Raw genomic sequence first — 24,128 nt, 5'->3', positions numbered from 1 at the left:
GAGTCCTATGAAAATAGCAAAGCTTTCTCATGCAATGTCATTACAACGTTCGGTGGAAGAAGCGAGTGTAGATCATGTAAAAACTGTTCGTGAAGTCATTGATCACGTGCGTCAAAATGGGGACAAAGCTCTTTTCGACTATACAGAGAGATGGGACGGAGCAAAGCTTACCAACTTACAAGTGACAAAAGAAGAGGTAGAAGAAGCATTTGCTAACTTTGATCCACAATTGGTTCAAGACTTAGAGGAAGCAGCAGCTAATATACGTGCTTTTCACTCGCAACAAGTACGTCCAAATATTGAATTCCCGTTAGATAAAAGTTCTTATATTCAATATAAAATTACTCCGTTAGATGCAGTAGGATTGTATGTCCCTGGAGGAACTGCTGCTTATCCTTCTTCTGTATTAATGAATGCCATTCCAGCGGTAGTTGCCGGAGTCAAACGAGTAGTCATTGTGTCACCTCCATCTAAAGAAGGAAAGCTTCCTGCTTCCGTACTTGTAGCAGCCCGCATTGCCGGAATAACGGAAATTTATAAAGTAGGAGGAGCTCAGGCGATTGCAGCTCTTGCCTACGGGACAGAAACAATTAAATCGGTTGATAAAATAACAGGTCCAGGCAATAGCTATGTAGCGCTTGCAAAAAGAGAAGTATTTGGAAAAGTAGCAATTGATATGATTGCAGGACCAAGTGAAATCGCAGTAATTGCGGATCATACCGCTTTTGCGGATGAAGTGGCATCTGATTTGTTAGCGCAAGCAGAGCATGATCGATTTGCAAGTTCCGTTTTGATTACAACGAGCGAAAAACTTGCAAAAGAAGTCCAACTAGAAGTGGAGAAACAATTAAAGCAGCTCCCTCGAGAAGAAATTGCGAGAGCTTCTATTGAAAACTTCGGATGTATTTATATTGCGGAATCCTTAGCGCAAGCAGTTGATGCAGTTAACGAGCTTGCACCCGAGCATTTAGAAATTATGACAGAGCAGCCAGAAATAATCTGTGAACAAATAAAACACGCTGGAGCCATTTTTATCGGAAGATTTAGTAGTGAACCAGTGGGGGATTATTTTGCCGGGACGAATCATGTACTTCCTACAAATAGTACGGCTAGATTTTCAAGTGGATTATGCATCGATGATTTCGTCAAAAAAACAAGCGTTGTGTATTATTCAGAAGAAATGTGGCAAGAACAGTTTCCGAAAATTGCTCGTTTAGCAAGATTGGAACAGTTAGAAGGACATGCACGCTCAGTCGAATCAAGAAGTTGGAGTAAGGAGGAATTCCATGACTGTTGATTATCATATTTTTTCCAACTATTACATTTAGGGTGATGCACGATTAGTTTTCCGTCTTACTGTAGAGATATTGTGTCTTAGTGACCGCCGGGATTTTCGCTGCATGGCGGACGCTTTCCGCAGGGTGTGCGATGAGCCTTCACCGTCGCTACGCGCCGTTGTGAAGGCTCATTTTGCTCACAGGGGAACAAAGGCTAAGAGCGCCACATCGTGTGGCAACGCCTTTGTGACCAACATCCTGTTGGCCTCCTACTGGAGTCGCCGCCCTGCAGCGAAAATCCATCCTATTTGCTAACTATCCAGCATCACTACTATATTTCGATCATTATTATGAAGGGTTTCCTAAAATAAGATCTAATAAATGGCTGAACGAGACCATTTCTCCTAATAATAAAGCCTTAACTTAGAGTGAGATTCCACTTAAAAAGTGTGCGCTATCATTATACTGCGCATATGCCTTGTAAGATTGCGTAAAACGTATTCTATGTTGTGGATAACGAGTAAAATATTGCACATTATTGATTGCAGCGGCAGGCGGCGACTCCGAAGGGATCAGGGAGACAGATGAGACAGCACAAACGGCGCGCATGCGACGGTGCTGGCTCATCGCTCCCCCCTCGGAAAGCGTCCGACTAGAGCGGAAATCTCTGCGGTCACTACGACGTACTTTTTCTAAAAAGCGAACTGAAACATAAAAATGTAAGCAAGTATCTCGTTTCATTAAATAGAAGAAGATGGATAATCAACAGACTTGGAGGAATTCAATTGATTAAGAAAAGAACGGCAAAAATAGAGAGAATGACAAATGAAACTAAGGTATTGGTTGAAATAGATTTGGATGGGGAAGGAAAAGCAGTAATTGATACGGGCGTTCCTTTTATGGACCATATGCTCGATTTATTTACAAAACATGGATTATTTAATGCCACAATAAAAGCAATTGGTGATACACATATCGATGATCATCATACTACGGAGGACATTGGAATCGTACTAGGTCAGGCTGTGAAAGAGGCATTAGGTGATAAAAAAAGCATTAAACGATATGGTAATGCATTTGTACCAATGGATGATGCACTAGCACAAGTAGTGATTGATATTTCCAATCGTCCGCATTTAGAATTCCGTGCTCAGTTCCCAACACAAAAGGTAGGGAATTTCGATACAGAACTTGTACATGAGTTTCTATGGAAATTTGCACTGGAAGCTCGTATGAATGTGCATGTCATTGTTCATTATGGCATGAATACTCATCATATAATTGAAGCGATTTTCAAAGCATTAGCTCGTGCCATTGACGATGCCATTACGATAGACGAACGTGTGAAAGGCGTACCTTCCACAAAAGGATTACTTACATAAAGGAGCAAAAAAGATGACGTCCATTCAAATTTACCCTGCGATTGATATGAAAGGTGGAAAATGTGTCCGTCTATATCAAGGGGATTATGCGCAAGAAACGATTTACGGAGATTCTCCATTTGATATGGCTAAAAAGTTTGCAGATGAAGGTGCAACTTGGATTCATCTTGTCGATTTAGATGGTGCAAAAGACGGGGAGAAAATTCATGCAAATGAAGTCATTCGGATTGCAAATGAACTTCCTGTGCATGTACAAATTGGTGGAGGAATTCGTACGAAAGAGGATGTGCGATTTTATTTAGAAAATGGCGTGGACCGTGTCATTATTGGCAGCCTTGCTATTTCCCAACCAGAACTAGTAGCGGAGTTAATCAATGAGTTTGGTGGAGAAAGAATTGTTATCGGACTGGATGCTAAAGATGGTATGGTGGCGACACATGGTTGGCTAGAAACATCTACACAATCAGCCGTTGAGGTAGGACAGTATTTTGCATCAAAAGGTGCTAAACATGTCATTTTCACGGACATTGCGACGGATGGTACACTTCAAGGACCCAATTTAGCTGCCAACAAAGAGCTTGCACAAGCAACTGGACTATCAGTTATCGTGTCAGGAGGAATTAGCTCTTTAGATGATATGAAAGAAGTTTCTAAATTAGCAAAAGATACAACCATTCGTGGTGTTATTACAGGAAAAGCATTGTATAATAATCGGTTTACTTTAAAGGAAGCATTGCAGGAGGTAACAAAATGGTAAAAAAAATCATTCCTTGTCTAGACGTGAAAGATGGACGAGTTGTTAAAGGGATTCAATTTGTTGGGATTAGGGATGCTGGAGATCCTGCAGAGTTAGCTGCATTTTATGATAAAGAAGGTGCAGATGAGCTAGTATTTTTAGATATATCTGCTTCGGTTGAAGGGCGCGAAACAATGATTGATGTTGTGAAAAAGACAGCAGAAAAAATTTCCATTCCTCTAATCGTTGGTGGTGGCATTCGTACGACGGAAAATATGCAGCAATTATTAAATGCAGGCGCAAGTAAAATTTCGATTAATAGTGCGGCGATTAGTAATCCATCGGTTGTTACAGAAGGTGCAAAATTATTTGGATCTAATAAAATAATTGTTGCAATCGATGTAAAATGGTCAGAGGAAAATCAGGATTGGTTTGTTTACACACATGGTGGACAAAAGAAAACAGAATGGAAAGTAGTCGACTGGTCAAAAGAAGTAGAAAAACTAGGTGCTGGTGAAATTTTACTTACAAGTATGGACCGTGATGGCGAAAAAGATGGGTACGATATTGCCGTTACCAAACTTGTAAAGGATGCTGTTTCCATTCCTGTGACTGCTAGTGGTGGAGCTGGAAATGTGGAACATATTCTAACTGCCTTTACAGCAGCTAATGCAGATGCTGCACTAGCTGCTTCCATTTTTCATTTTAAAGAAACAAGTGTGCGTGAAGTGAAAAATTACGTCCGTGAAAGAGGAGTAGAGGTAAAATGACAAATCTACAATTTGATGAAAAAGGCCTTATACCTGTTATTGTTCAACATGCTATTACAAGAGAGGTATTAACACTAGCTTATATGAATAAAGAAGCATATACAAAAACGGTAGAGACGAAGGAAACTTGGTTTTTCAGTAGAAGTAGACAGGAATTATGGCATAAAGGGGAAACTTCTGGGAATACGCAACAAGTCGTTTCCATTCGAAAGGATTGTGATTCTGACGCGCTAGTGGTGGAAGTCTTGCCAAATGGAGTAGCTTGTCACACAGGTGAAGAAACTTGTTTCCATCAATCACTGGAGAAGTTCGATGATACAGTTGGTTACAATACAATTACTTCTTTAATCGATATTATTGAAGAAAGAGAAAAAGAAATGCCAGAAGGGGCTTACACCACTTATTTATTTGAAAAAGGGGTAGATAAAATTTGTAAAAAGATTGGGGAAGAGTCTGCTGAAGTGATCATTGCCTCTAAAAATAATGATGCAGAGGAATTGATGTGGGAAGCAGCAGATCTTTTTTACCACTTGTTAGTGCTCTTACAAAATCAAAAAGTGAGCTTCTATGACCTTCTACAAGTATTACAAAAAAGACATGAGAGTAAAACACATAAAAAATAATTGTTTATGATATACTGAAGAATATACTGATAAGGGACGTTATTACTTCATTCAGCACTTATGCTGAATGAGATTAATGCCTCCGGCGGATGCCACAGATTTTTAAAGGAATTTATCGAGCAAGCTCGATAAAAATCTGGGCGCACATACACCGAGGCGTATGTGATACGTTCCTTATTATTTTTCGGAGGATTATTTTGAATAATAAAAGTAAAAAGGTTCTAAAAGAAAATATTATTTCATTTTTGCCTACAGGCGAATACTACTATAAAAAAGCATTAGATGAGTTACAAAAAGAACAATATGAAAAAGCACATAAATATTTAAAAAGAGCAGTAGATTTAAGTCCAAATGATCCATTAATATTAATGCAATATGCCATTTTACAAATGGAACTAGATAACTTTGACTGGGCACATGAACTACTAAGAAACGCGCATGATATTGACCCTAATGAGTCAGAAATTGTATTTTTTCTTGCAGAAGTAAATGCACATTTAGGAAATTTTATCGATGCCAATCGATTTGCAAAAATGTATGTGGAAATGGACATTCGCGGGGAATATACAGAAGAAGCAATGGAAATTGTAGATTTCACAGAGCAAGAAGACTTAGAATCCATGGAAATGGACAGTCCATCTAGTGAAGCTCTTTTTCAACAAGAAAAATCCAGACGTTTAATGGAGCAAGGGAAATTTCAAGAAGCGGTCGAGTTGCTTGAATCATTGATTATTGATAATCCAGACTTTTGGGCGGCTTACAATAACTTGGCACTTGCTTATTTCTATGTTGGGGAAGAAGAACAAGCAAAAGCATTGCTTCATAAAGTATTAAGTGAAAACAGAGGGAATATTCATGCCCTTTGTAATTTATCTGTGATTCATTATTATGAAAAAAATACGGAAGAATTAGAAGAAATTACGGATTTTCTATCTAAGATTAACCCGTATTTTATCGAGCATCGATATAAAATGGGCGCAACTTTTGCCTTAATAGGAAAGTATGAAGAAGCATTCAAATGGTTGAGAAGTTTACAGCGTAAAGGTTTTGAAGGAGATCCAGGCTTTTATTTCTGGTTAGCTCATTCCGCATACTTTGCAGGACATGAGGAAATTGCACGGAATGCTTGGAAAGCGTTACTAAAACTCGATCCAGAAAAAGCAGGATTCGAGCCGTGGCTACCTCAAATGAAGGAAATCAATGATCATGGGACGGAACATCAGAAGGAATTCATTTTAGAGAAACTTCAAAATAAACATGTAAGTGAACGAATCTTTGGATTTTATTTGTTAGGAAAATCAAAACATCGGTCAGAAATCATTTCTCATCCTCAATGGATTGTCGTAGATGAATTGGGCACGATGGAGAAATTATTTTTAGCACAGTCCTTAGGACATTCATTTGATGAAAAGTCAGTGGCAGAAAAAGCCTTTTTACGAGCGATTGCAGCAACAGATTTGTTGTATGATAAATATAAACCGCTTGCGCAATCAGCTACTTACTTGTTTCAAATGTGGTTTATGTTGATGGAACGTGCGCTTGAAAAGGGATATGGATTCAAAAACCCAAAAGCGTTAGCTGCTGCAACAGAGTATATGTTTGAATCATCTCGTTCAAAAAATGTGACGAAAAAATATTATGCCGATCAATATGGCATTACAACAAATACCCTCACGAAATATGTCAATGAACTAATTCAGTTTTTGCCGCTGTTTGATGCATAAGCAAAATAGTTGAAGCGGGCATAAAAATCCTATAGATTGAGTGTGAGTAGAAATGTAGGGGGAATTAGCAATGACTGAAGAAAAAATTTATGATGTAATAATAATTGGAGCTGGACCTGCGGGGATGACTGCCGCTGTATATACTTCTCGTGCGAATCTTTCTACGCTTATGATAGAACGTGGTATTCCTGGTGGACAAATGGCCAACACGGAAGAAGTGGAAAACTATCCAGGTTTTGAAACGATCTTAGGACCTGAACTTTCTACCAAAATGTTCGATCATGCAAAGAAATTCGGTGCCGAGTATGCATACGGTGATGTTGCAGAAATCGTGGATGGCGAACAATATAAGACAGTAAAAGTTAGTGGGAAAGAATATAAAGCATTAGCGGTAATTATTTCATCTGGTGCTGAGTATAAGAAGATGGGGATTCCAGGGGAAACAGAACTTGGAGGACGCGGTGTAAGTTATTGCGCAGTATGTGATGGTGCATTTTTTAAAGGAAAAAGACTTGTTGTTGTTGGCGGAGGAGATTCTGCCGTTGAAGAAGGCGCATTTTTGACGAAGTTTGCAGATAAAGTAACGATTGTTCACCGTCGTGATACGCTGCGTGCTCAAAAAATCTTACAAGATCGTGCATTTGCCAATGAAAAAATCGACTTTATTTGGAATACGACATTAAAAGAAATTAATGGCAAAGACGGGAAAGTAGCTGGCGTGACATTGGTTTCTACAGTAGATGGATCTGAAAGAGATTTCGAAACAGACGGAGTTTTTGTCTACGTCGGAATGCTTCCATTAACAAAACCATTCGTGAACTTAGGTATCTTAAACGATAATGGATATATCGTGACGAATGAAAAAATGGAAACAGCCGTACCTGGAATTTTCGGTGCTGGAGATGTCCGTGAAAAAATGCTTCGACAAATTGTGACAGCAACAGGAGATGGTAGTATTGCCGCTCAAGCTGCACAGCATTATATTGAAAATTTAAAAGATAAAAATGTTGCAAACGTATAATTTAATGTTATTTTAATCCAATTGTAACCTTATTGAAATAAACAAGGTGTATATTAAGGAGTATAAATACCCCTTTTTATATAAGAAATATTTGGACAGGCTGTTTCTCGATTTTAATCGATGAAGCAGCCTCTTTTTATGAATTTCATGTATAATATATAGTAATAAGTAAAGATAGTTTTGGAGTGATCATTCGTGCAGCGAATCGCAAATTTACTCATATACAAAGATGGGCAAGTTCTTTTATTGAAAAAACCTAGAAGAAACTGGTATGTTGCCCCAGGAGGCAAAATGGAAGTGGGGGAGTCCATACTGAACTCTGCTATTCGAGAGTTTACAGAAGAGACGAATACAATTCCAATCAATCCCCATTTAAAGGGAATTTATACGATGGTCATTGAAGAAAATGGTAAGCAAATAGACGAATGGATGCTATTTACATTTGTTGCAACAGACATAGAAGGAACACCTTTTGAGGAAACAACAGAAGGCATTTTAGAATGGCATGCAGTAGAAGATTTACACGTTTTGCCAATGGCTGAAGGTGATCGAACGAACCTACTATTTGCTGTTCGAGAGTTAGGAATACAATATGGAACATTTGTATACACACCCGACTTTACGTTAATAAAAGAAACAATTCAACAGTCAGTGGAGGGAGAAGTAAACAATGGAAAGTCAGCAAAAGCTTGAAACTGAAGTGGTGATTATCACTGGAATGTCAGGGGCTGGAAAGACAGTAGCAATTCAAAGCTTTGAAGACCTGGGTTATTATTGTATCGATAATTTGCCTCCAGAACTTTTAGGGACATTTATCACTTTAATGATAGATTCCAATAAACAGCCTCGCAATATTGCAGCAGTAATGGATTTGCGGGGAGGAGAAATGTTTCATTCATTAGCTGATTCGGTGAATAATCTGCAAGAAGCAACTTCTGTTACGCCAAAAGTTTTGTTTTTGGATGCAGAAGATGAAGTATTAGTGAGAAGATACAAGGAAACTAGAAGGTCTCATCCCCTAGCAAACTCTGGACTTCCTTTAGATGGTATTAAAAAAGAGAGAGAATTACTGTCTGACTTAAAGGGAAGAGCACAATTCATTTATAATACATCCAAAATGAAACCACGCGAATTACGGGAAAAAATACAAGATGAATTTTCGGCTAAAGGTAGTAAAGTATTTACCGTGAATGTCATGTCATTTGGTTTTAAACATGGTATTCCGATAGATGCGGATTTAGTATTTGATGTTCGTTTTCTTCCAAATCCATACTATATAGAGGAATTACGATTGAAATCGGGACTAGATGAGGAAGTTTCTAGTTATGTTTTAAAATGGGTGGACACAAAAACGTTAATTGACAAGTTAACAGATTTGTTTTTGTTTATGATTCCCCAATATAAACGCGAGGGCAAAACTCAACTTGTTATTGCATTTGGATGTACTGGTGGGCAGCATCGCTCAGTGACACTTGCTGAATACTTTGGAAAACAATTAAAAGAAGAAGATAAAACGATTATTACGCATAGAGATGTTACAATAAGAAAGGAATGAAGTAATGAATCGTACACAACACCAGAAAAAAATAGTGATAATTGGTGGAGGTACAGGATTATCTACTTTACTTCGTGGTTTGAAGAAATTTCCACTCGATATTACAGCGATTGTTACTGTAGCAGATGATGGTGGAAGTTCTGGGCGCTTACGAGATGTATATGATATTCCCCCGCCTGGTGATGTTCGAAATGTTTTAGCAGCTCTTTCAGATGTCGAGCCTCTAGTGGAGGAAATGTTCCAGTATCGTTTTTCCAATTCTACTGAATTAGAAGGTCATTCTTTAGGGAATTTAATGCTAGCTGCTTTAACTTCTATTACGGGTGATTTTGCCAATGCTATTCGGGAGATGAGCCAAGTATTAAAAGTACATGGAAAGGTACTTCCGGCTGCAAACCAGCTAGTTACACTTCACGCGCAATACGAGGATAAAACAGTGGTAAGTGGAGAGTCGAAAATTCCAAAGTATGGACAAAAAATAGAGAAAGTATTTATTTCTCCTGCAGATGTGAAACCTTTACCAGAGACACTCAAAACTATTGCAGAAGCAGATATAATAGCGATTGGACCTGGGAGCCTTTATACAAGCATTCTTCCGAATTTATTGGTAGTAGACATAAAAAATGCCATAATCAAGTCGAAAGCAAAGAAAGTATATATTTGTAATTTAATGACCCAAGCTGGGGAAACGAGTAATTATACTGCATCCGATCATGTTCAAGCACTTTTTGATCATATAGGTGAAAATTTCATCGATACGGTATTAATTAGTAAGGAAGAAATTCCTGAAAATGTGCAATATTTATATAAACAAGAAAAAGCATCCCCTGTCAAAATAGATGTTGAAGTTTTAGAAACATTAAATATAGAAATCGTAAAAAAAGATATTTCGGTAGTTTATGACGGTGCAGTTCGTCATGATTCCATAAAAGTAGCAAAGTGGCTAGTAGAGTATGCAGGTTAATGAGAGCTAGTTGAAAATGATCCATAGCAGTCTCTAGCAAGAAAGGGGGAAACGGATATGTCGTTTGCTTCTGAAACAAAAAAAGAAATGACACAAGAAGAGTCAAAACCTTGTTGTGCTAAAGCAGAACTTTCCGCACTTATTCGGATGAATGGTTCCTTGTCATTTAGCAATAAAATGCTTAGTTTAGATGTCCAAACAGAGAATGCCGCCATAGCAAGAAGGCTATATACATTGATAAAATCTTTATATCCATATCAAGTGGAATTACTTGTTCGAAAAAAAATGAGATTGAAAAAAAATAATGTCTATATTTGTCGTGTCCGTGATGGGGCAAAGAATTTACTAGAAGATTTGAAAATATTAAATGAGGGCTTTCAATTTGAATATTCTATTTCCAGAGAGCTAGTGAAAAAGAATTGCTGTAAGCGCGCTTATTTAAGAGGAGCATTCTTGGCCGGAGGATCGGTTAATAATCCGGAGACGTCTTCCTATCATTTGGAAATTTATTCATTATATAAAACACATAGTGATGCGTTAGTAGATTTGATGAATGAATTCGAATTAAATGCAAAAACAATTGAACGTAAAAAAGGCTTTGTCGCTTATTTGAAAGAGGCAGAAAAAATTTCCGATTTTTTAAGTATTGCTGGTGCGCATTATGCATTATTAAAGTTTGAGGATGTTAGAATTATCCGAGATATGCGAAACAGTGTAAATCGTCTCGTTAATTGTGAAACGGCGAATCTAAATAAAACGATTAGTGCAGCTATTAGACAAGTAGAAAATATACGATTTATCGAAAATTCAGTTGGTCTAGATCAGTTACCAGAAAAATTACGAGAAATTGCAAGGTTGCGTGTTGAATATCAAGATGTTACATTGAAAGAATTAGGTGAGATGGTTTCGACTGGGAACGTGAGTAAGTCAGGTATTAATCATCGTTTACGAAAAATAGATGAAATTGCTGATGCACTTCGTAGAGGCGAGACAATTTAGTGAAATGGAGCGTAGAATGATGACAGAAAAACATGTGGAAGTAAAATTACCAGCAGGATTACAAGCGAGACAGGCTGCATTATTTGTTCAAGAGGCTAATCGTTATATTGCAGATGTATTTCTTGAAAAAGACGACAAGAAAGTAAATGCTAAAAGTATTATGGGAATTATGAGCTTAGCGATCAGCAAAGGGATAACTGTAAACTTAAGTGCAGAAGGTTCGGATGAAGAAGAAGCGGTAGATGCGCTAGCGAAATTTATTACAAATGAAGAATAGAAAAAACGCCTCACTCGTCATTACAGACGAAAAGGGCGTTTTTTTTTCATTCTAAAGGTTTATACAGGCAATGTAGGGGTTGATAGCGACTTTCTAGGTTCGAAGCCACTATCTAGGTGTTTATAGCCGCTGTTTATGGGGAGATGGAATTGGTAGGAGCATATGCCATTCAGTTAGGGGCAGACAGCCACACTTTATGGGCGTATAGCGCCGGTTTATGGGTGGATGGAATTGGTAGGGGCATATGCCATTCAGTTAGGGGTAGATAGCCAAACTTTATGGGCGTATAGCGCTGGTATAGGGGTGGATGGAATTGGTAGGGGCATATGCCATTCGTTTATGGGCAGATAGCCAAACTTTATGGACGTATAACGCCGGTTTATGGGTGGATGGAATTGGTAGGGGCATATGTCAGTCAGTTAGGGGCAGACAGCCACACTTTATGGGCGTATAACGCTGGTATAGGGGTGGATGGAATTGGTAGGGGCATATGCCAGTCAGTTAGGGGCAGATAGCCACACTTTATGGGCGTATAACGCAGGTTTATGGGTGGATGGAATTGGTAGGGGCATATGTCAGTCAGTTAGGGGCAGATAGCCACACTTTATGGGCGTATAGCGCCGGTTTATGGGTGGATGGAATTGGTAGGGGCATATGCCAGTCAGTTAGGGGCAGATAGCCACACTTTATGGTCGTATAGCGCCGGTTTATGGGTGGATGGAATTGGTAGGGGCATATGCCAGTCAGTTAGGGGCAGATAGTCACACTTTATGGACGTATAACGCCGGTTTATGGGTGGATGGAATTGGTAGGGGCATATGCCATCTGTTTATGGGGAGATAGCACCGCTTAGTAGTTGTGGATAGACACTTTCCACGAACGAAAACAGCTGTACTTCGCAAAAAAATCCCCAAGGAAATTAAATCTTTCCTTGGGGACAAATTTTATTAAGCTTTTTTCATTTCGCTACGAGAGATGATATGGTCGATTAAACCGTATTCTTTTGCACGTTCTGCAGTCATGAAGTTATCACGGTCTGTATCTTTTGAAACGACCTCTAAAGGTTGGCCGGTACGTTCCGCCATAATGCCATTTAACTTATCGCGTAGGTGTAAGATACGTTTAGCGGCAATTTCGATTTCTGTTGCTTGCCCTTGTGCTCCACCAAGTGGTTGGTGAATCATAACTTCTGCGTTAGGAAGCGCATAACGTTTTCCTTTTGCTCCAGCTGTTAGTAAGAATGCACCCATAGAAGCGGCCATACCGATACAGATCGTTTGTACATCTGGTTTGATGAACTGCATTGTATCGTAGATTGCCATTCCGGAAGTGATGCTTCCGCCTGGGCTATTAATATAGATGGAGATATCTTTTTCTGGATCTTCTGCTTCTAAAAATAATAATTGGGCAACGATGGAGTTTGAAACGTTGTCATCAATAGCACTTCCAAGCATGATAATACGGTCTTTTAGTAATCGTGAGTAAATGTCATATGCGCGTTCCCCACGATTTGTTTGTTCAATAACTGTAGGAATTAAATTCATCCTGATTGCCTCCTTCAAAAGTGGTATTGTAAGTTGATTACTGAGAAATATTCTCTCAGTTGTAACTTTATCATACACATTATGGTCAAGGAAGGTCAAATTTTAAGCTTCAAAATGAAAGGTTGAATTTTGCCCGTTCTATTTGTATAATAGATAAGTCGCTTGCCCTTGTAGTGTAATGGATAACACACAAGCCTCCGAAGCTTGTAATGTGAGTTCGATCCTCGCCGAGGGCATAAATTAAGTAAAAAACAAGAAACGCTTTAATCATGGTATTTCATGGTTAAAGTGTTTTTTTTATTCATTTTTCCTACGTCTATTAAATGAAACAGCGTAGGCATCATGGCGAAAATGGAGGATAGGATCTTCCGTAAGTTCGATGCCTTCTGCGACTACAGTAGGGTCAAATAAAACTGACTCATTCGGAAATACCGCTTTATTTAAAGTTAATTGACCAACGACAATCTTTTGTCTATCTTCCGGCCATGGATCTGTTGGATCATCCGTAACATCACCTTCTTCTCCTAAACGAATGACTAAGTTAAATGAAACAGACCCATTGAGTAATCTCTCGTTGAGTTCTTCACTGAGATAGTCTGGAGAAGTTATTTTTGCTTCAGTTTTCAGTGAATTTTCTTCTTGTGCAGGTTGCCATTCATATTTGATCGGTTTGCGTTTTCCTTCTTTATTTACAAAATAAAAGGCGTGTATTGGGTAATAATGGAGTCGAGCATAACTGGTTGGTGGTTGTTTCAATTGTTCTTTTAGCGCTAGCAATATGTTTTTTCTTTCAGGGTACTTTTTTATGATATTCAGTATACCTAGTCCTAGATCCAGTTTATCAAGGCCAGTTTTGTCATCTGTTAAAATTTTCAACATATCGATAAAGGTTTTCGGGTCTTTTGTTATAAACATTGGGATTGTGGTGCTTACCAGATGACTTGCAGTTCCATTTGGTAGGTGGAACTGGACGGACATACCTTTAAAAGGGGAAAGTAAATCAGCCGCTGTCGGGTTTGGTGGGCTGTTAGAAAATCGAACGAGTACAGGTACTGCTTCCTTTTGCAAGTGTCCAGCAGTAGTATACGGTATTGCATTACCATTAGGTGTAAAGATTGCTTCATAAAACACACCCTTCGCATGTGCGCGGCGGGCTCCGGGAAACTTACCTTGAATCTTTTCCAGTGTGTCGATTGCGTCAGTTGGTAAAAGATCATGAGGATCGTTAAAATTATTTATGTGAATCACCTCCATTAAACATTCTATTTCAGCTATACCCCAAAACTTTTATATTAATCAAAGGAGATCTCCACATTTTTTGAAACCATTTAATGTCTTTTTCGTATAGTTAAATAGGTTTCACATTTTCGATTTAAAGGTAGAAATATATTATACTTAATTAGAGGTGAATGAGATGAAGAAATTATTTGGACCGCTTATAACTATAATCGTGATTATTGCTATCTTTGCGGCTATTTTAATACCGAGTTATAACGGTTTTGTAAATGGAGAAGAAGATGTCAATAAGGCGTATGCTCAAGTGGAAAACCAATTGCAGCGTCGTTTGGATTTAATCCCCAACCTTGTGAATACAGTAAAAGGTTTTGCTTCACATGAAAAAGAAGTACTTAGTAATATCGCGGATGCACGTTCGAAGTTAGCAGGAGCAAGTACCCCAGAGGAACAAGCAAGTGCGAATGATCAGTTATCTGGAGCATTAAGCAGATTGTTAGTTGTAGTGGAAAATTATCCTGATTTAAAAGCAGATGCAAACTTTCGTCAATTAATGGATGAACTTGCTGGAACAGAAAATCGTTTGTCTATAGCAAGACAAGACTACAATGGGGTAGTTTCAAACTACAATAAAAAAGTAAAACGCATGCCGGGAAGTATTATTGCTTCTATTTTTGGCTTCGATGAAAAAGAATATTTTAAAGCAGACGCAAATGCGAAAGAAGCGCCAGTCGTGGATTTTGAAGGAGATGGCAAGTGATGAAAAAAGTTGCGCGAATGCTCATAGTTGCGCTACTTTTATTTCTTTCTATCCCATTAGTAACAGTAGCAGCATCTGATATACCAAAACCTATTCCTGGTGAATCTTACGTGCAAGATTACGAAGGCTATTTATCACCATCGACCAAGAAGCAAATTGAAGAGCTTGGTCAAAAATTAGATAAAGCAACTGGATCACAAATTGTGGTCATGATTATCAATTCATTAAATGGACAAAATGTTAATCAATTTAGTACAGATGTCATAAGAGAATTTGGTATAGGTGATCCTAAGAAGAATAACGGTGTTTTATTGGTAATAGAAACAGATCCTACTAAAAAAGGCAACAGAGATGTATATATTTCAGTTGGTCAAGGTCTTGAAGGAGCTTTACCTGATGGGAAAATTGGTCGTATATTAGAGAATTATACGAATCCTTATTTAGAACAAGGTTCAGTGGATGATGCAGTACTTTCTACTTACCAAGTACTTTATAATGAAGTAGCAAAGGAATATGGATGGGACGGGGAGCTTATGGAACCGAAAGATCCAGCTTCATCTGATGGAGGTTTTTCGATTTCTACCATCATTGGAATCGTGGTTGTCATTTATTTTATTTTTACAATCATGAATAATGGTGGTGGAGGAGGCGGTTCTGGAAGACGACGTCGCTCTATTATGTTTGGTCCTGGAAGTTTCGGAGGTGGCTTTGGTGGCGGCTTCGGAGGCAGTGGAAAGGGATCGGGTGGAGGTTTTGGCGGCTTCGGCGGAGGTAGTTCCGGAGGCGGCGGAGCAGGACGCAAATGGTAAATAATCGAGGAGGAGGGAGTGTTTAACTCCCTCCTCCTCGATTAATTTTTAGCAATATCATCTAGCATCTGCTTGACCTCTTCCATCTTAATTTCCTCCAACATTAGCGCTAAAATTCTCTATTTTCTCTCGAAGTTCCATGTAACCGCCATCTTTAACTTGATTATATCTCCCAATTTTTCCAGGCTCTGATGTAGAAAAGATAAATTCTTCTCGCAATGTCTGATAAATTTTCTGACCTTGGCTATTCGTTAAGGAAACCTCTATTATTGGGCGATAGATAGTCGGATGATCTTTCTCGGGCTTAATTTCAACGTTTTCTAAATGCATCTCTAGATCTTTATCTTCTAAATAATAGTCGTATTTGAACACAAGATTGGTATTAATTAAGGATGGCAGCACAGCTTCACTAAAGTATTCACCAAAAGTGTTTAAATAATCCATTAAGTCCGTGTATTCCTTTGATTGTAGAAGTTGATTATACTGCTCTTGGTTCTCCGCTTTCGTTTCGCTTTGTAAATTCATCCAGTTGTTCATTAAACGCAAATACTCCTCATCAGGTCCATTATATTCTCTCTCCAGCACTGCCATAATCACCTCTTCATTAGAAATAGCCTTAGCTGATTGCTCTGTCTCCGAGGGATTAGAAATAGTAATGAAGAGAAGTGAGGCAATTGCTACTATTGCTAATGAAATAAAGGCAGGAAATATATTGATTTTTCTCTTTGTTTCTATTCTATCTTTTAAGGCTAGCCACGTATTGCGTTTTGCTTCTTCTGAACGCTCCACATCTTTCATTCCCACAAAAAACTCATCAAATTCTTTAAGTGGTTTCATTTGCAAGACCTCCTTTCTGATGAAACTCCTTTTTAAGTGCCTGAAGTGCTCGCGTCATTTTCATCTTTACTTTTGCCTCGGTCCAACCGAGTATATAGGCTGTTTCTTGAATGGAGCATTCTTGTACCTTTCGTAGGAGCAGGACTTCTTGATAATCTTTTTTTAGCTTACTTAAGGAGTCATACATCAAAGAAAGTTGCTCCTTTTGTTCCAATCGGCTCTCTGGTGATAATGCGTTTGTTTCTAAATCATGCTCTTTTTCAAAGGAGAAAAATTGAATAACTCTTTTCCTTCGAAAATAGTCATAGGTTACATTACGTGCTATTTTTAATAGCCAGGTGGCAGTGGACGCTTGCTTGTTAAAGGCATTTAGTCCTTTATATGCTTTGTAAAATGTTTCTTGTGTAAGATCTTCGGCACATTCTCTATGACGGACAAGTAAGTATATATAGCTGTAAACTCGATCGCTGTGCTCTTTGTATAGCTGTTCCATTTCCATCTTCTGACCTCCCCTTATTGCTATAGACGAACGAACAAATAAAAAGTATCGCTTTTATCTTAACCTTTTTAGGAAATAATTTGTATTTAAGTCTAAGTGCTAAATCATTCCTGGTGATTATTATGTTCTTTCCGACTAATACATTTAGGCTAATGTACGATTAGTTTTCCGTCTTACTTTAGATATATTGCGTCGTAAGAAAGTTGTCGCTGGGATTTTCGCTGCATGGCGGACGCTTTCCGCCGGGTGAGCGATGAGCCTTCACCGCCGCTTTGCGTTCGTTGTGAAGTCTCATTTTGCTCACTTGATCCGGCTGGAGTCGCCGCCCTGCAGCGAAAACCCTCCTTATGTAGTATTCTCTAAAAACAAAGTCCAATAAATGGTTGAACGAAACCAAAATGGTGGTGAACGCAACAAACTTCCCTTAGAAGCGAGACAGAAACTATCACAAACGAGACCATTTCTCATAATAAAGCCTGAACTTAGAGTGAGATGCCACTTATATAGAGTGCGCTAGCATTATATTGCGCGTTACGTATTCTTTGTTGTGGTTAATGGATAAAATATTGCACATTATGGATTGCAGCGGCAGGCGGCGACTCCGAAGGGATCAGGGAGACAGATGAGACAGCACAAGCGGCGCACATGCGACGGTGCTGGCTCATCGCTCCCCCCTTGGAAAGCGTCCGCCTAGAGCGGAAATCCCGGCGGTCAGTAAGACGCATTATATCTAAAAAGCGACCTGAAACATAAAACTGTGAGCCACTGTCTGGTTTTATTAAATAGAAGAATATGGATAATAAACAGACTTGATGCAAAAGAACACACGAATTTATTCTTTAAAAAGACTATAATAAAATGTATCAAATGATTTTTGGGAAGGATGATATAAAATGATTGTCCATTTCTACATGAGACCAGGTTGTCATTTATGTGAAGAGGCGAGACTTATGCTCAAACTTGTGCAGGAAGATGTAGCGTTTGAAATAAAGGAAGTAAATATAGAAGAAGATGAAGCACTACACGAAAAATATATGTTGATGATTCCAGTCGTTGAATTCGAAGATGAAATTATTCAATATGGACAAGTAGATTACGCAACACTACTGGAAGCATTGTTAAAATAGTGCTCCAGATTGTGCGTTTCATTAGATTTTATGCTACTCGCAATATCGTAGAGCATAATCACAATATTCATAAGTATACTCGCAACATTTCCATGAGTATTCGCAAGTTAAGCATATGTACTCGCAATATTTGCCCGGTTTTGCCTAGCTTGACAGGTTCCGTTTGACCTTCCCCTATTTACTGTCTCAATATTTCCCAAAAAATAATGCACTAGTCTTGCTAATGTGCATATAATATTGTATGATGATTTTAGAAATTCACTTTTTTTTATGTAAGTGGGACATTTTTAAAGTAAGTGGGACAAAAACGTACCAATAAGTTTGGAAGTGAAATATGGAGTCTTTACTCACAGCTCAGTTAAAGCTAATTCCTGAAATGAGTGATTTGTTACAAAAAAGGTACCAAGTACTTCAGATGATTCAATTATCTAAAGGGATTGGTAGGCGAGTTTTAGGAGAACAATTAGGTTTGTCGGAAAGAGACATTCGGAAAGAATTAGACGCTTTAAGAAATCAAGGATTAATAGAAATATCACGTGATGGAGCAGCAATTTCTCCTGAAGGAACAAAAATATTAATGGAATTAAAAGAAGTCGTTCGCGAGTGGTCAGGAAGATTACAACTAGAGCAAACACTTTCAAAAATTTTACACATAAAAGAAGTAATTATTGTACCAGGAAATGTAGATACTAATACGAATGCAGCCATGCTTTTATCTCAAGAAGCGGCTAAGTTTTTGGAAAGCATCTTGTCTAATGACAAAATAGTCGCAGTAACAGGCGGTTCAACCATTGCATCCATCTCTAATTTTGTTCAAGATACAACAAAATGGAAAAATTTAATGTTTATCGCAGCTCGAGGCGGAGTTGGAAAAGATGTAACGTTACAAGCAAATACAATCGTTTCTCTTTTTTCCAATAAAACAAATGGATCCTATAGAACATTGTATATGCCGGATAGTTTAAGTGAAGAAGCATACACTACGATGAAGAAAGAGCCCTTCATTCAGGAAATGATGGACCTATATGAAAAAACAACCATTATTATTCATGGTATTGGTGATGCTGAAGAAATGGCTCGAAGAAGAAATTCTAGCGAACAAGAAATCGAGCGTTTAAAAGAAAACGGTTCGGTTAGTGAAGCGTTTGGCTATTACTTTAATGAGCACGGTGAAGCAGTTCACCGAATACGAACAATTGGAATTCAGTTAAAACAATTAAAAAATATAGAGCATCTACTTGCAGTTGCAGGTGGTGCCAAAAAAGCAAAAGCACTATTGTCTTATTTTAAACAAGCACCGGAACAAACCGTATTAGTGACCGATGAAGGTGCTGCAAATGAAATGATGAACATAATCTCACAAACCAATTAGGAGGAAAATAAAATGACAGTAAAATTAGCGATTAATGGATTTGGACGTATAGGACGTAAAGTTTTTAGAGAAGCACTAGAACAGAAAGAATTAGAAGTAGTAGCGATCAATGATTTAACAGATGCTGCAATGCTTGCACACTTGTTGAAATATGATTCTGTCCATGGAATTTTAAACGCAGACGTTTCTTCAGAAGGTGACTATTTAGTTGTTAACGGTAAAAACATTCGAGTTTTTGCTGAGAAAGACCCATCAGCACTTCCATGGAAAGAGCAAGAAATTGATATCGTTATTGAATGTACTGGAATATTCAGTACAGCTGATAAAGCTGGAAAGCATATTGAAGCTGGAGCGAAAAAAGTAATTCTATCTCAACCTGCTAAAGACGATATGCCTACATTTGTTATGGGAGTAAATGCGGATAATTATAATCCAGAAACAGATCATGTAATATCAAATGCATCATGTACAACAAATTGTTTATCACCACTTGCAAAAGTTTTACAAGATCAATTTGGTATTAAACGTGGAATGATGACAACTATTCACTCTTATACGAATGATCAACGCATTTTGGATTTGCCGCATAGTGATTACCGTCGTGCTCGTGCAGCAGGAGAATCTATGATTCCAACTACAACAGGAGCAGCGTCAGCAGTTGCAAAAGTACTTCCTGAACTAAAAGGAAAATTAGATGGTATGGCAATCCGCGTACCTACACCAAATGTTTCTTTAGTAGACTTTGTAGCAGAGCTTGAAAAAGACGTAACTGTAGAAGAAGTTAATGCTGCTTTAAAACAAGCTTCTGAAAATGAATTAAAAGGAATTCTTGCTTTCAATGAACTTCCATTAGTTTCAATTGACTATAATGGAAATACAGCATCTTCAACAATTGACGGACTTTCAACAATGGTATTAGGAGATAATATGGTGAAAGTATTATCTTGGTATGACAATGAATCAGGATACTCCGCGCGTTGTATCGACCTTGTATTACTTATGGCGAAAAAAGGACTATAATCAGCATAGCGATTATGGATTATAACCTCTATAATGAAAGAGGGTAAAAGGAGCAAGGGTTACCCTTCGCTCCTTATTTTTATACATATAAGGAGGCTTATCTCATGAATGAAAAACAAACAATGAGCGATGTAACTTTACGAGGAAAGCGTGTGTTTTGTCGTGTAGACTTTAACGTGCCGATGGAAGATGGAGCAATTACAGATGATACACGTATTCGTGCAGCATTACCGACGATTGACCATTTAATCGAGCAAGGTGCGAAAGTAATTTTAGCTAGCCATATGGGACGACCAAAAGGTGAAGTGAAAGAAGAACTACGTTTGACAAAAGTAGGAGAGCATTTAGCTAAACTTTTGGATAAGCCAGTGAAAAAGTTAGATGAATCGATTGGAGCTACAGTTGAAGCAGTAATCTCTGAAATGCAAAATGGAGATGTTGTTTTATTAGAAAATGTCCGCTTCCATGCAGGGGAAGAAAAAAATGATGCAGAGCTTGCAACAGCATTTGCTTCCTTGGCAGATGTGTATGTGAATGATGCTTTCGGTGCAGCTCATCGTGCACATGCGACAACGGAAGGGATTGCGAAGCTATTGCCAGCAGTTTCTGGTTTGTTACTGCAGAAGGAATTAGATGTCTTAGGGAAAGCTTTATCTAATCCGGAACGTCCATTTACAGCAATTATTGGTGGATCAAAAGTGAAAGATAAAATTGGTGTTATTAATCATTTATTGGACAAAGTAGATAATATATTAATCGGTGGAGGCTTATCGTATACATTCACCAAGGCACAAGGGCATGATGTTGGAAACTCTTTATTAGAGGAAGATAAAATCGAATTGGCGCAGTCTTTTATGGAAAAAGCGAAAGAAAAAGGTGTTTCTTTTTACTTACCAGTAGATGTTGTCGTAGCAGATGCGTTTTCAAAAGATGCCAATACGAAAGTGGTGGATATCGACCAAATTCCTTCCGACTGGATGGGGTTAGATATTGGACCGAAAACAGCTGCTTTATATGCGGATGTTATTAAAAATAGTAAGCTGATTATTTGGAATGGACCGATGGGTGTATTCGAAATGGATGTATTTGCGAATGGTACTAAGGGTGTGGCGAACGCTATGGCCGATACAGATGGTTACACGATTATTGGTGGTGGAGATTCGGCAGCAGCGGTAGAAAAATTCGAAGTTGCAGATAAAATGGATCATATATCCACAGGTGGAGGAGCTTCCTTAGAGTTTATGGAAGGCAAAGATTTACCGGGTGTATCTGCTTTAAACGATAAGTAATGGAGGAGATTTTATATGCGTAAACCAGTGATAGCAGGAAATTGGAAAATGTATAAAACACTTGCCGAAGCGAAAGATTTCGTCGAGCAGTTAAAAGAAAAACAAGTAGATAACAGTAAAGTAGAAACGGTTATTTGCGCTCCAGCATTATTTTTAAATTCACTTGTACATGTTGCAAAAGATTCTTTTATATCCATCGGTGCCCAAACAATGCACGAGGAAAAAGAAGGAGCATTTACAGGGGAAGTCAGTGGACATCAACTTCAAGATTTAGGCGTTCAATATGTTGTAATCGGACATTCCGAAAGACGTCAATATTTCAATGAAACAGATGAATCCGTGAATAAAAAGGTGAAAGCAGCGTTTGAGAATAACTTAATACCAATTATTTGTGTAGGAGAAACTTTAGAACAACGTGAACAAAATGAAACAGAAAATATTGTATCCACACAAGTAATGGCTGCTTTAGAAGGAATTTCAGAAGAAAATGTTATGAACTCAATCATTGCTTATGAACCAATTTGGGCAATCGGAACAGGTAAAACTGCAACTGCAGATGATGCAAATGATGTGTGCCAAGCAATCCGTGAAACAGTTCTAGACGGATTTGGAGAAGAAGTTGCAAGTAGCGTTCGTATTCAATATGGCGGAAGTGTAAAACCGGAGAATATTGAAGAATTACTTTCAAAAGAACATATTGATGGCGCGCTAGTTGGTGGAGCAAGTTTACAAGTAGATTCATTCGTGAAGCTATTGGAGGCTGGTCAAAATGCCTAAAAGTCCAGTTGCTTTAATCATTCTGGATGGATTTGGATTGCGAAATGAATCGTATGGAAATGCGGTTGTTCAGGCAACCAAGCCTAACTTTGATCGATATTGGGCCGAATATCCGAATGCTACTTTAATAGCATCAGGTGAAGCAGTAGGCTTGCCAAATGGTCAAATGGGTAACTCGGAAGTAGGGCATTTAAATATCGGGGCAGGAAGAATTGTTTATCAAAACTTAACTCGAATTCATAAATCGATTCGTGAAGGGGATTTCTTTTTAGAGCCTAAACTTATAGGGGCAATTGAACATGTGAAGAAACATGGCGGGAAACTACACTTAATGGGATTACTTTCAGACGGTGGGGTTCATAGTCATTACACGCATCTATTCGCTTTATTGAAATTAGCAAAAGACCATGGATTACAAGATGTATTTGTTCATGGATTTTTGGACGGTCGTGATGTCGGACCACGTACTTCCGTTGGGTATGTGGAAGAAACAGAAAAGCAAATGAAAGAAATCGGTGTAGGTAAATTCGCATCGATAAGTGGTCGCTATTATGCAATGGATCGTGATCGCCGCTGGGATAGAGTAGAACTTGCTTATAAAGTGCTTGTTGACGGAGTAGGAAATACGGCTGAAACAGCAACGGCAGGAATTCTTCAATCATATGAGGAAGATATTGCAGATGAATTTGTACTTCCTTTCGTTATTGAAGAAGATGGAAAACCAGTTGCGACGATTGACTCGGGAGATGCAGTTATATTCTTTAATTTCCGACCTGATCGTGCGATTCAATTATCTTTAGCATTAAATACACCAACTTTTGATAGCTTTAAGTTAAGTAAAAAGCATCCAACAAATTTAAAGTTTGTGACGTTCACGCATTATAGTGATGACGTTGTATCGGATGTTGTTTTTGAAAAAGCAAACTTATCTAATACAATTGGAGAGGTTCTTTCCGCTCATCATAAAACACAACTACGCATTGCGGAAACTGAGAAATACCCACATGTAACATTTTTTATGAGCGGTGGACGTGAAGAGACATTTCCTGGAGAACAACGAATTTTAATAAATTCTCCGAAAGTGGCTACGTATGATTTGCAACCAGAAATGAGTGCATATGAGGTAACGGATGCACTTTTAGCTGAAATAACAAATGATAACTTCGATGCAATCATATTAAATTTTGCTAATCCAGATATGGTTGGCCATAGTGGAATGCTAGAGCCTACGATTAAAGCAATAGAAGCAGTGGATGAGTGCTTAGGTAAAATAGTAGATGCCATTACTTCAAAAGGCGGATATGCAATTATAACTGCAGATCACGGAAATTCAGATGAAGTAACTACACTAGAAGGCCAGCCAATGACTGCACATACGACTAACCCTGTTCCTGTTATCGTAACAAAGAAGAATGTTACCCTTCGTCCTAACGGAATTTTAGCCGATTTGGCACCAACCATGTTACACTTATTAGGGATAGAAACACCGCCTGAAATGACAGGTAAAACACTAATCGAAACGGAGAGTTAAAA

The 24,128-nt window shown here is 38.3% G+C and carries 24 protein-coding genes and 1 tRNA gene; 21 read left to right on the top strand and 4 right to left on the bottom strand.

Features of this window, described 5'->3' with window-relative positions:
- The first annotated feature begins 7 nt into the window (after positions 1–7).
- The 12 genes from hisD to ACEPXG_RS13580 all read left to right on the top strand — a co-directional run bounded on the left by hisD (position 8) and on the right by ACEPXG_RS13580 (position 11,328).
- Entirely contained in the window at positions 8–1,297 is a 1,290-nt protein-coding gene (gene hisD / locus ACEPXG_RS13635) for a histidinol dehydrogenase (RefSeq protein ID WP_391203387.1), read from the top strand.
- 798 nt (positions 1,298–2,095) lie between these two features.
- Positions 2,096–2,659 carry an imidazoleglycerol-phosphate dehydratase HisB gene (hisB, locus tag ACEPXG_RS13630; protein WP_391209918.1) on the top strand — a complete coding sequence of 188 codons (564 nt, stop codon included), beginning with the start codon at positions 2,096–2,098 and terminating at the stop codon, positions 2,657–2,659.
- Between the two features lie 13 nt (positions 2,660–2,672).
- Positions 2,673–3,416 (top strand): 1-(5-phosphoribosyl)-5-[(5-phosphoribosylamino)methylideneamino]imidazole-4-carboxamide isomerase, encoded by a 744-nt coding sequence (gene hisA / locus ACEPXG_RS13625; RefSeq protein WP_391203384.1) that lies wholly within the window; start codon positions 2,673–2,675, stop codon positions 3,414–3,416.
- Positions 3,410–4,165, top strand: coding sequence for an imidazole glycerol phosphate synthase subunit HisF (gene hisF, locus ACEPXG_RS13620; protein WP_391203381.1), 756 nt, complete (start codon positions 3,410–3,412; stop codon positions 4,163–4,165). The genes hisA and hisF overlap by 7 nt, the downstream gene beginning before the upstream one ends.
- Positions 4,162–4,788: a bifunctional phosphoribosyl-AMP cyclohydrolase/phosphoribosyl-ATP diphosphatase HisIE gene (gene hisIE / locus ACEPXG_RS13615; protein WP_391203378.1), complete on the top strand. Its 627-nt coding sequence runs from the start codon at positions 4,162–4,164 to the stop codon at positions 4,786–4,788. Before hisF ends, hisIE begins: the two co-directional genes overlap by 4 nt.
- A gap of 197 nt (positions 4,789–4,985) precedes the next feature.
- On the top strand, positions 4,986–6,512 hold the full coding sequence (locus tag ACEPXG_RS13610) for a tetratricopeptide repeat protein (protein WP_391203375.1): 1,527 nt from the start codon (positions 4,986–4,988) through the stop codon (positions 6,510–6,512).
- 70 nt (positions 6,513–6,582) lie between these two features.
- Complete coding sequence (gene trxB, locus ACEPXG_RS13605; RefSeq protein ID WP_391203372.1) at positions 6,583–7,533, top strand: thioredoxin-disulfide reductase; 951 nt, start codon at positions 6,583–6,585, stop codon at positions 7,531–7,533.
- A 195-nt stretch (positions 7,534–7,728) separates the two neighbouring features.
- A complete protein-coding gene (locus ACEPXG_RS13600; RefSeq protein WP_391203369.1) occupies positions 7,729–8,226 on the top strand; it encodes an NUDIX domain-containing protein in 498 nt (165 codons plus the stop codon).
- Positions 8,204–9,088 (top strand): RNase adapter RapZ, encoded by an 885-nt coding sequence (rapZ, locus tag ACEPXG_RS13595; RefSeq protein WP_391203366.1) that lies wholly within the window; start codon positions 8,204–8,206, stop codon positions 9,086–9,088. The genes ACEPXG_RS13600 and rapZ overlap by 23 nt, the downstream gene beginning before the upstream one ends.
- Positions 9,089–9,092: 4 nt before the next feature.
- Complete coding sequence (locus ACEPXG_RS13590; RefSeq protein WP_391203363.1) at positions 9,093–10,052, top strand: gluconeogenesis factor YvcK family protein; 960 nt, start codon at positions 9,093–9,095, stop codon at positions 10,050–10,052.
- Positions 10,053–10,109: 57 nt separating this feature from the next.
- Positions 10,110–11,051, top strand: coding sequence for a DNA-binding protein WhiA (gene whiA / locus ACEPXG_RS13585; protein WP_391203360.1), 942 nt, complete (start codon positions 10,110–10,112; stop codon positions 11,049–11,051).
- A gap of 19 nt (positions 11,052–11,070) precedes the next feature.
- The gene (locus ACEPXG_RS13580; RefSeq protein ID WP_391209916.1) at positions 11,071–11,328 is read left to right on the top strand and encodes an HPr family phosphocarrier protein; all 258 of its coding nucleotides are present in this window, start codon (positions 11,071–11,073) and stop codon (positions 11,326–11,328) included.
- A 947-nt stretch (positions 11,329–12,275) separates the two neighbouring features.
- Here the strand turns inward: ACEPXG_RS13580 and clpP are convergent.
- Positions 12,276–12,872: an ATP-dependent Clp endopeptidase proteolytic subunit ClpP gene (gene clpP / locus ACEPXG_RS13575; protein WP_391116918.1), complete on the bottom strand. Its 597-nt coding sequence runs from the start codon at positions 12,870–12,872 to the stop codon at positions 12,276–12,278.
- Between the two features lie 164 nt (positions 12,873–13,036).
- Between clpP and ACEPXG_RS13570 the strand changes: the two genes are divergently transcribed.
- Positions 13,037–13,108: transfer RNA gene (locus ACEPXG_RS13570), tRNA-Arg, on the top strand.
- 61 nt (positions 13,109–13,169) lie between these two features.
- Here the strand turns inward: ACEPXG_RS13570 and ACEPXG_RS13565 are convergent.
- Positions 13,170–14,126 carry a catalase family peroxidase gene (locus tag ACEPXG_RS13565; protein ID WP_391203357.1) on the bottom strand — a complete coding sequence of 319 codons (957 nt, stop codon included), beginning with the start codon at positions 14,124–14,126 and terminating at the stop codon, positions 13,170–13,172.
- Positions 14,127–14,286: 160 nt separating this feature from the next.
- On the opposite strand from ACEPXG_RS13565, the gene ACEPXG_RS13560 reads away from it, so the two are divergent.
- The gene (locus tag ACEPXG_RS13560) at positions 14,287–14,865 is read left to right on the top strand and encodes a LemA family protein (protein WP_391203354.1); all 579 of its coding nucleotides are present in this window, start codon (positions 14,287–14,289) and stop codon (positions 14,863–14,865) included.
- On the top strand, positions 14,865–15,674 hold the full coding sequence (locus ACEPXG_RS13555; protein WP_391203351.1) for a TPM domain-containing protein: 810 nt from the start codon (positions 14,865–14,867) through the stop codon (positions 15,672–15,674). The genes ACEPXG_RS13560 and ACEPXG_RS13555 overlap by 1 nt, the downstream gene beginning before the upstream one ends.
- 87 nt (positions 15,675–15,761) lie before the next feature.
- Here the strand turns inward: ACEPXG_RS13555 and ACEPXG_RS13550 are convergent, their stop codons facing one another.
- Together ACEPXG_RS13550 and ACEPXG_RS13545 are read right to left on the bottom strand one after the other, a co-directional pair.
- Positions 15,762–16,511 carry a hypothetical protein gene (locus tag ACEPXG_RS13550; RefSeq protein WP_391203349.1) on the bottom strand — a complete coding sequence of 250 codons (750 nt, stop codon included), beginning with the start codon at positions 16,509–16,511 and terminating at the stop codon, positions 15,762–15,764.
- Entirely contained in the window at positions 16,498–17,010 is a 513-nt protein-coding gene (locus ACEPXG_RS13545) for an RNA polymerase sigma factor (RefSeq protein WP_391203346.1), read from the bottom strand. The genes ACEPXG_RS13550 and ACEPXG_RS13545 overlap by 14 nt, the downstream gene beginning before the upstream one ends.
- Positions 17,011–17,960: 950 nt before the next feature.
- On the opposite strand from ACEPXG_RS13545, the gene ACEPXG_RS13540 reads away from it, so the two are divergent.
- The 6 genes from ACEPXG_RS13540 (at position 17,961) to gpmI (ending at position 24,126) form a co-directional block, all read left to right on the top strand.
- A complete protein-coding gene (locus tag ACEPXG_RS13540) occupies positions 17,961–18,137 on the top strand; it encodes a glutaredoxin family protein (RefSeq protein WP_391203343.1) in 177 nt (58 codons plus the stop codon).
- Positions 18,138–18,471: 334 nt separating this feature from the next.
- Positions 18,472–19,509 carry a sugar-binding transcriptional regulator gene (locus ACEPXG_RS13535; protein WP_391203339.1) on the top strand — a complete coding sequence of 346 codons (1,038 nt, stop codon included), beginning with the start codon at positions 18,472–18,474 and terminating at the stop codon, positions 19,507–19,509.
- A gap of 12 nt (positions 19,510–19,521) precedes the next feature.
- The gene (gene gap, locus ACEPXG_RS13530) at positions 19,522–20,529 is read left to right on the top strand and encodes a type I glyceraldehyde-3-phosphate dehydrogenase (protein ID WP_391203336.1); all 1,008 of its coding nucleotides are present in this window, start codon (positions 19,522–19,524) and stop codon (positions 20,527–20,529) included.
- Positions 20,530–20,651: 122 nt separating this feature from the next.
- Positions 20,652–21,818 carry a phosphoglycerate kinase gene (locus ACEPXG_RS13525; RefSeq protein ID WP_391209914.1) on the top strand — a complete coding sequence of 389 codons (1,167 nt, stop codon included), beginning with the start codon at positions 20,652–20,654 and terminating at the stop codon, positions 21,816–21,818.
- Between the two features lie 15 nt (positions 21,819–21,833).
- Positions 21,834–22,595 (top strand): triose-phosphate isomerase, encoded by a 762-nt coding sequence (gene tpiA, locus ACEPXG_RS13520; RefSeq protein WP_391203333.1) that lies wholly within the window; start codon positions 21,834–21,836, stop codon positions 22,593–22,595.
- Complete coding sequence (gene gpmI / locus ACEPXG_RS13515; protein WP_391203330.1) at positions 22,588–24,126, top strand: 2,3-bisphosphoglycerate-independent phosphoglycerate mutase; 1,539 nt, start codon at positions 22,588–22,590, stop codon at positions 24,124–24,126. Before tpiA ends, gpmI begins: the two co-directional genes overlap by 8 nt.
- The last annotated feature ends 2 nt before the right edge of the window (positions 24,127–24,128 follow it).

Origin of the sequence: Psychrobacillus sp. L4 (assembly GCF_042944905.1) — a bacterium.
In the GTDB taxonomy this organism is placed as follows: Bacteria; Bacillota; Bacilli; order Bacillales_A; family Planococcaceae; genus Psychrobacillus.
Note: the sequence above shows the minus strand (reverse complement) of the source record. Positions and strands in the feature narration are given on the sequence as shown.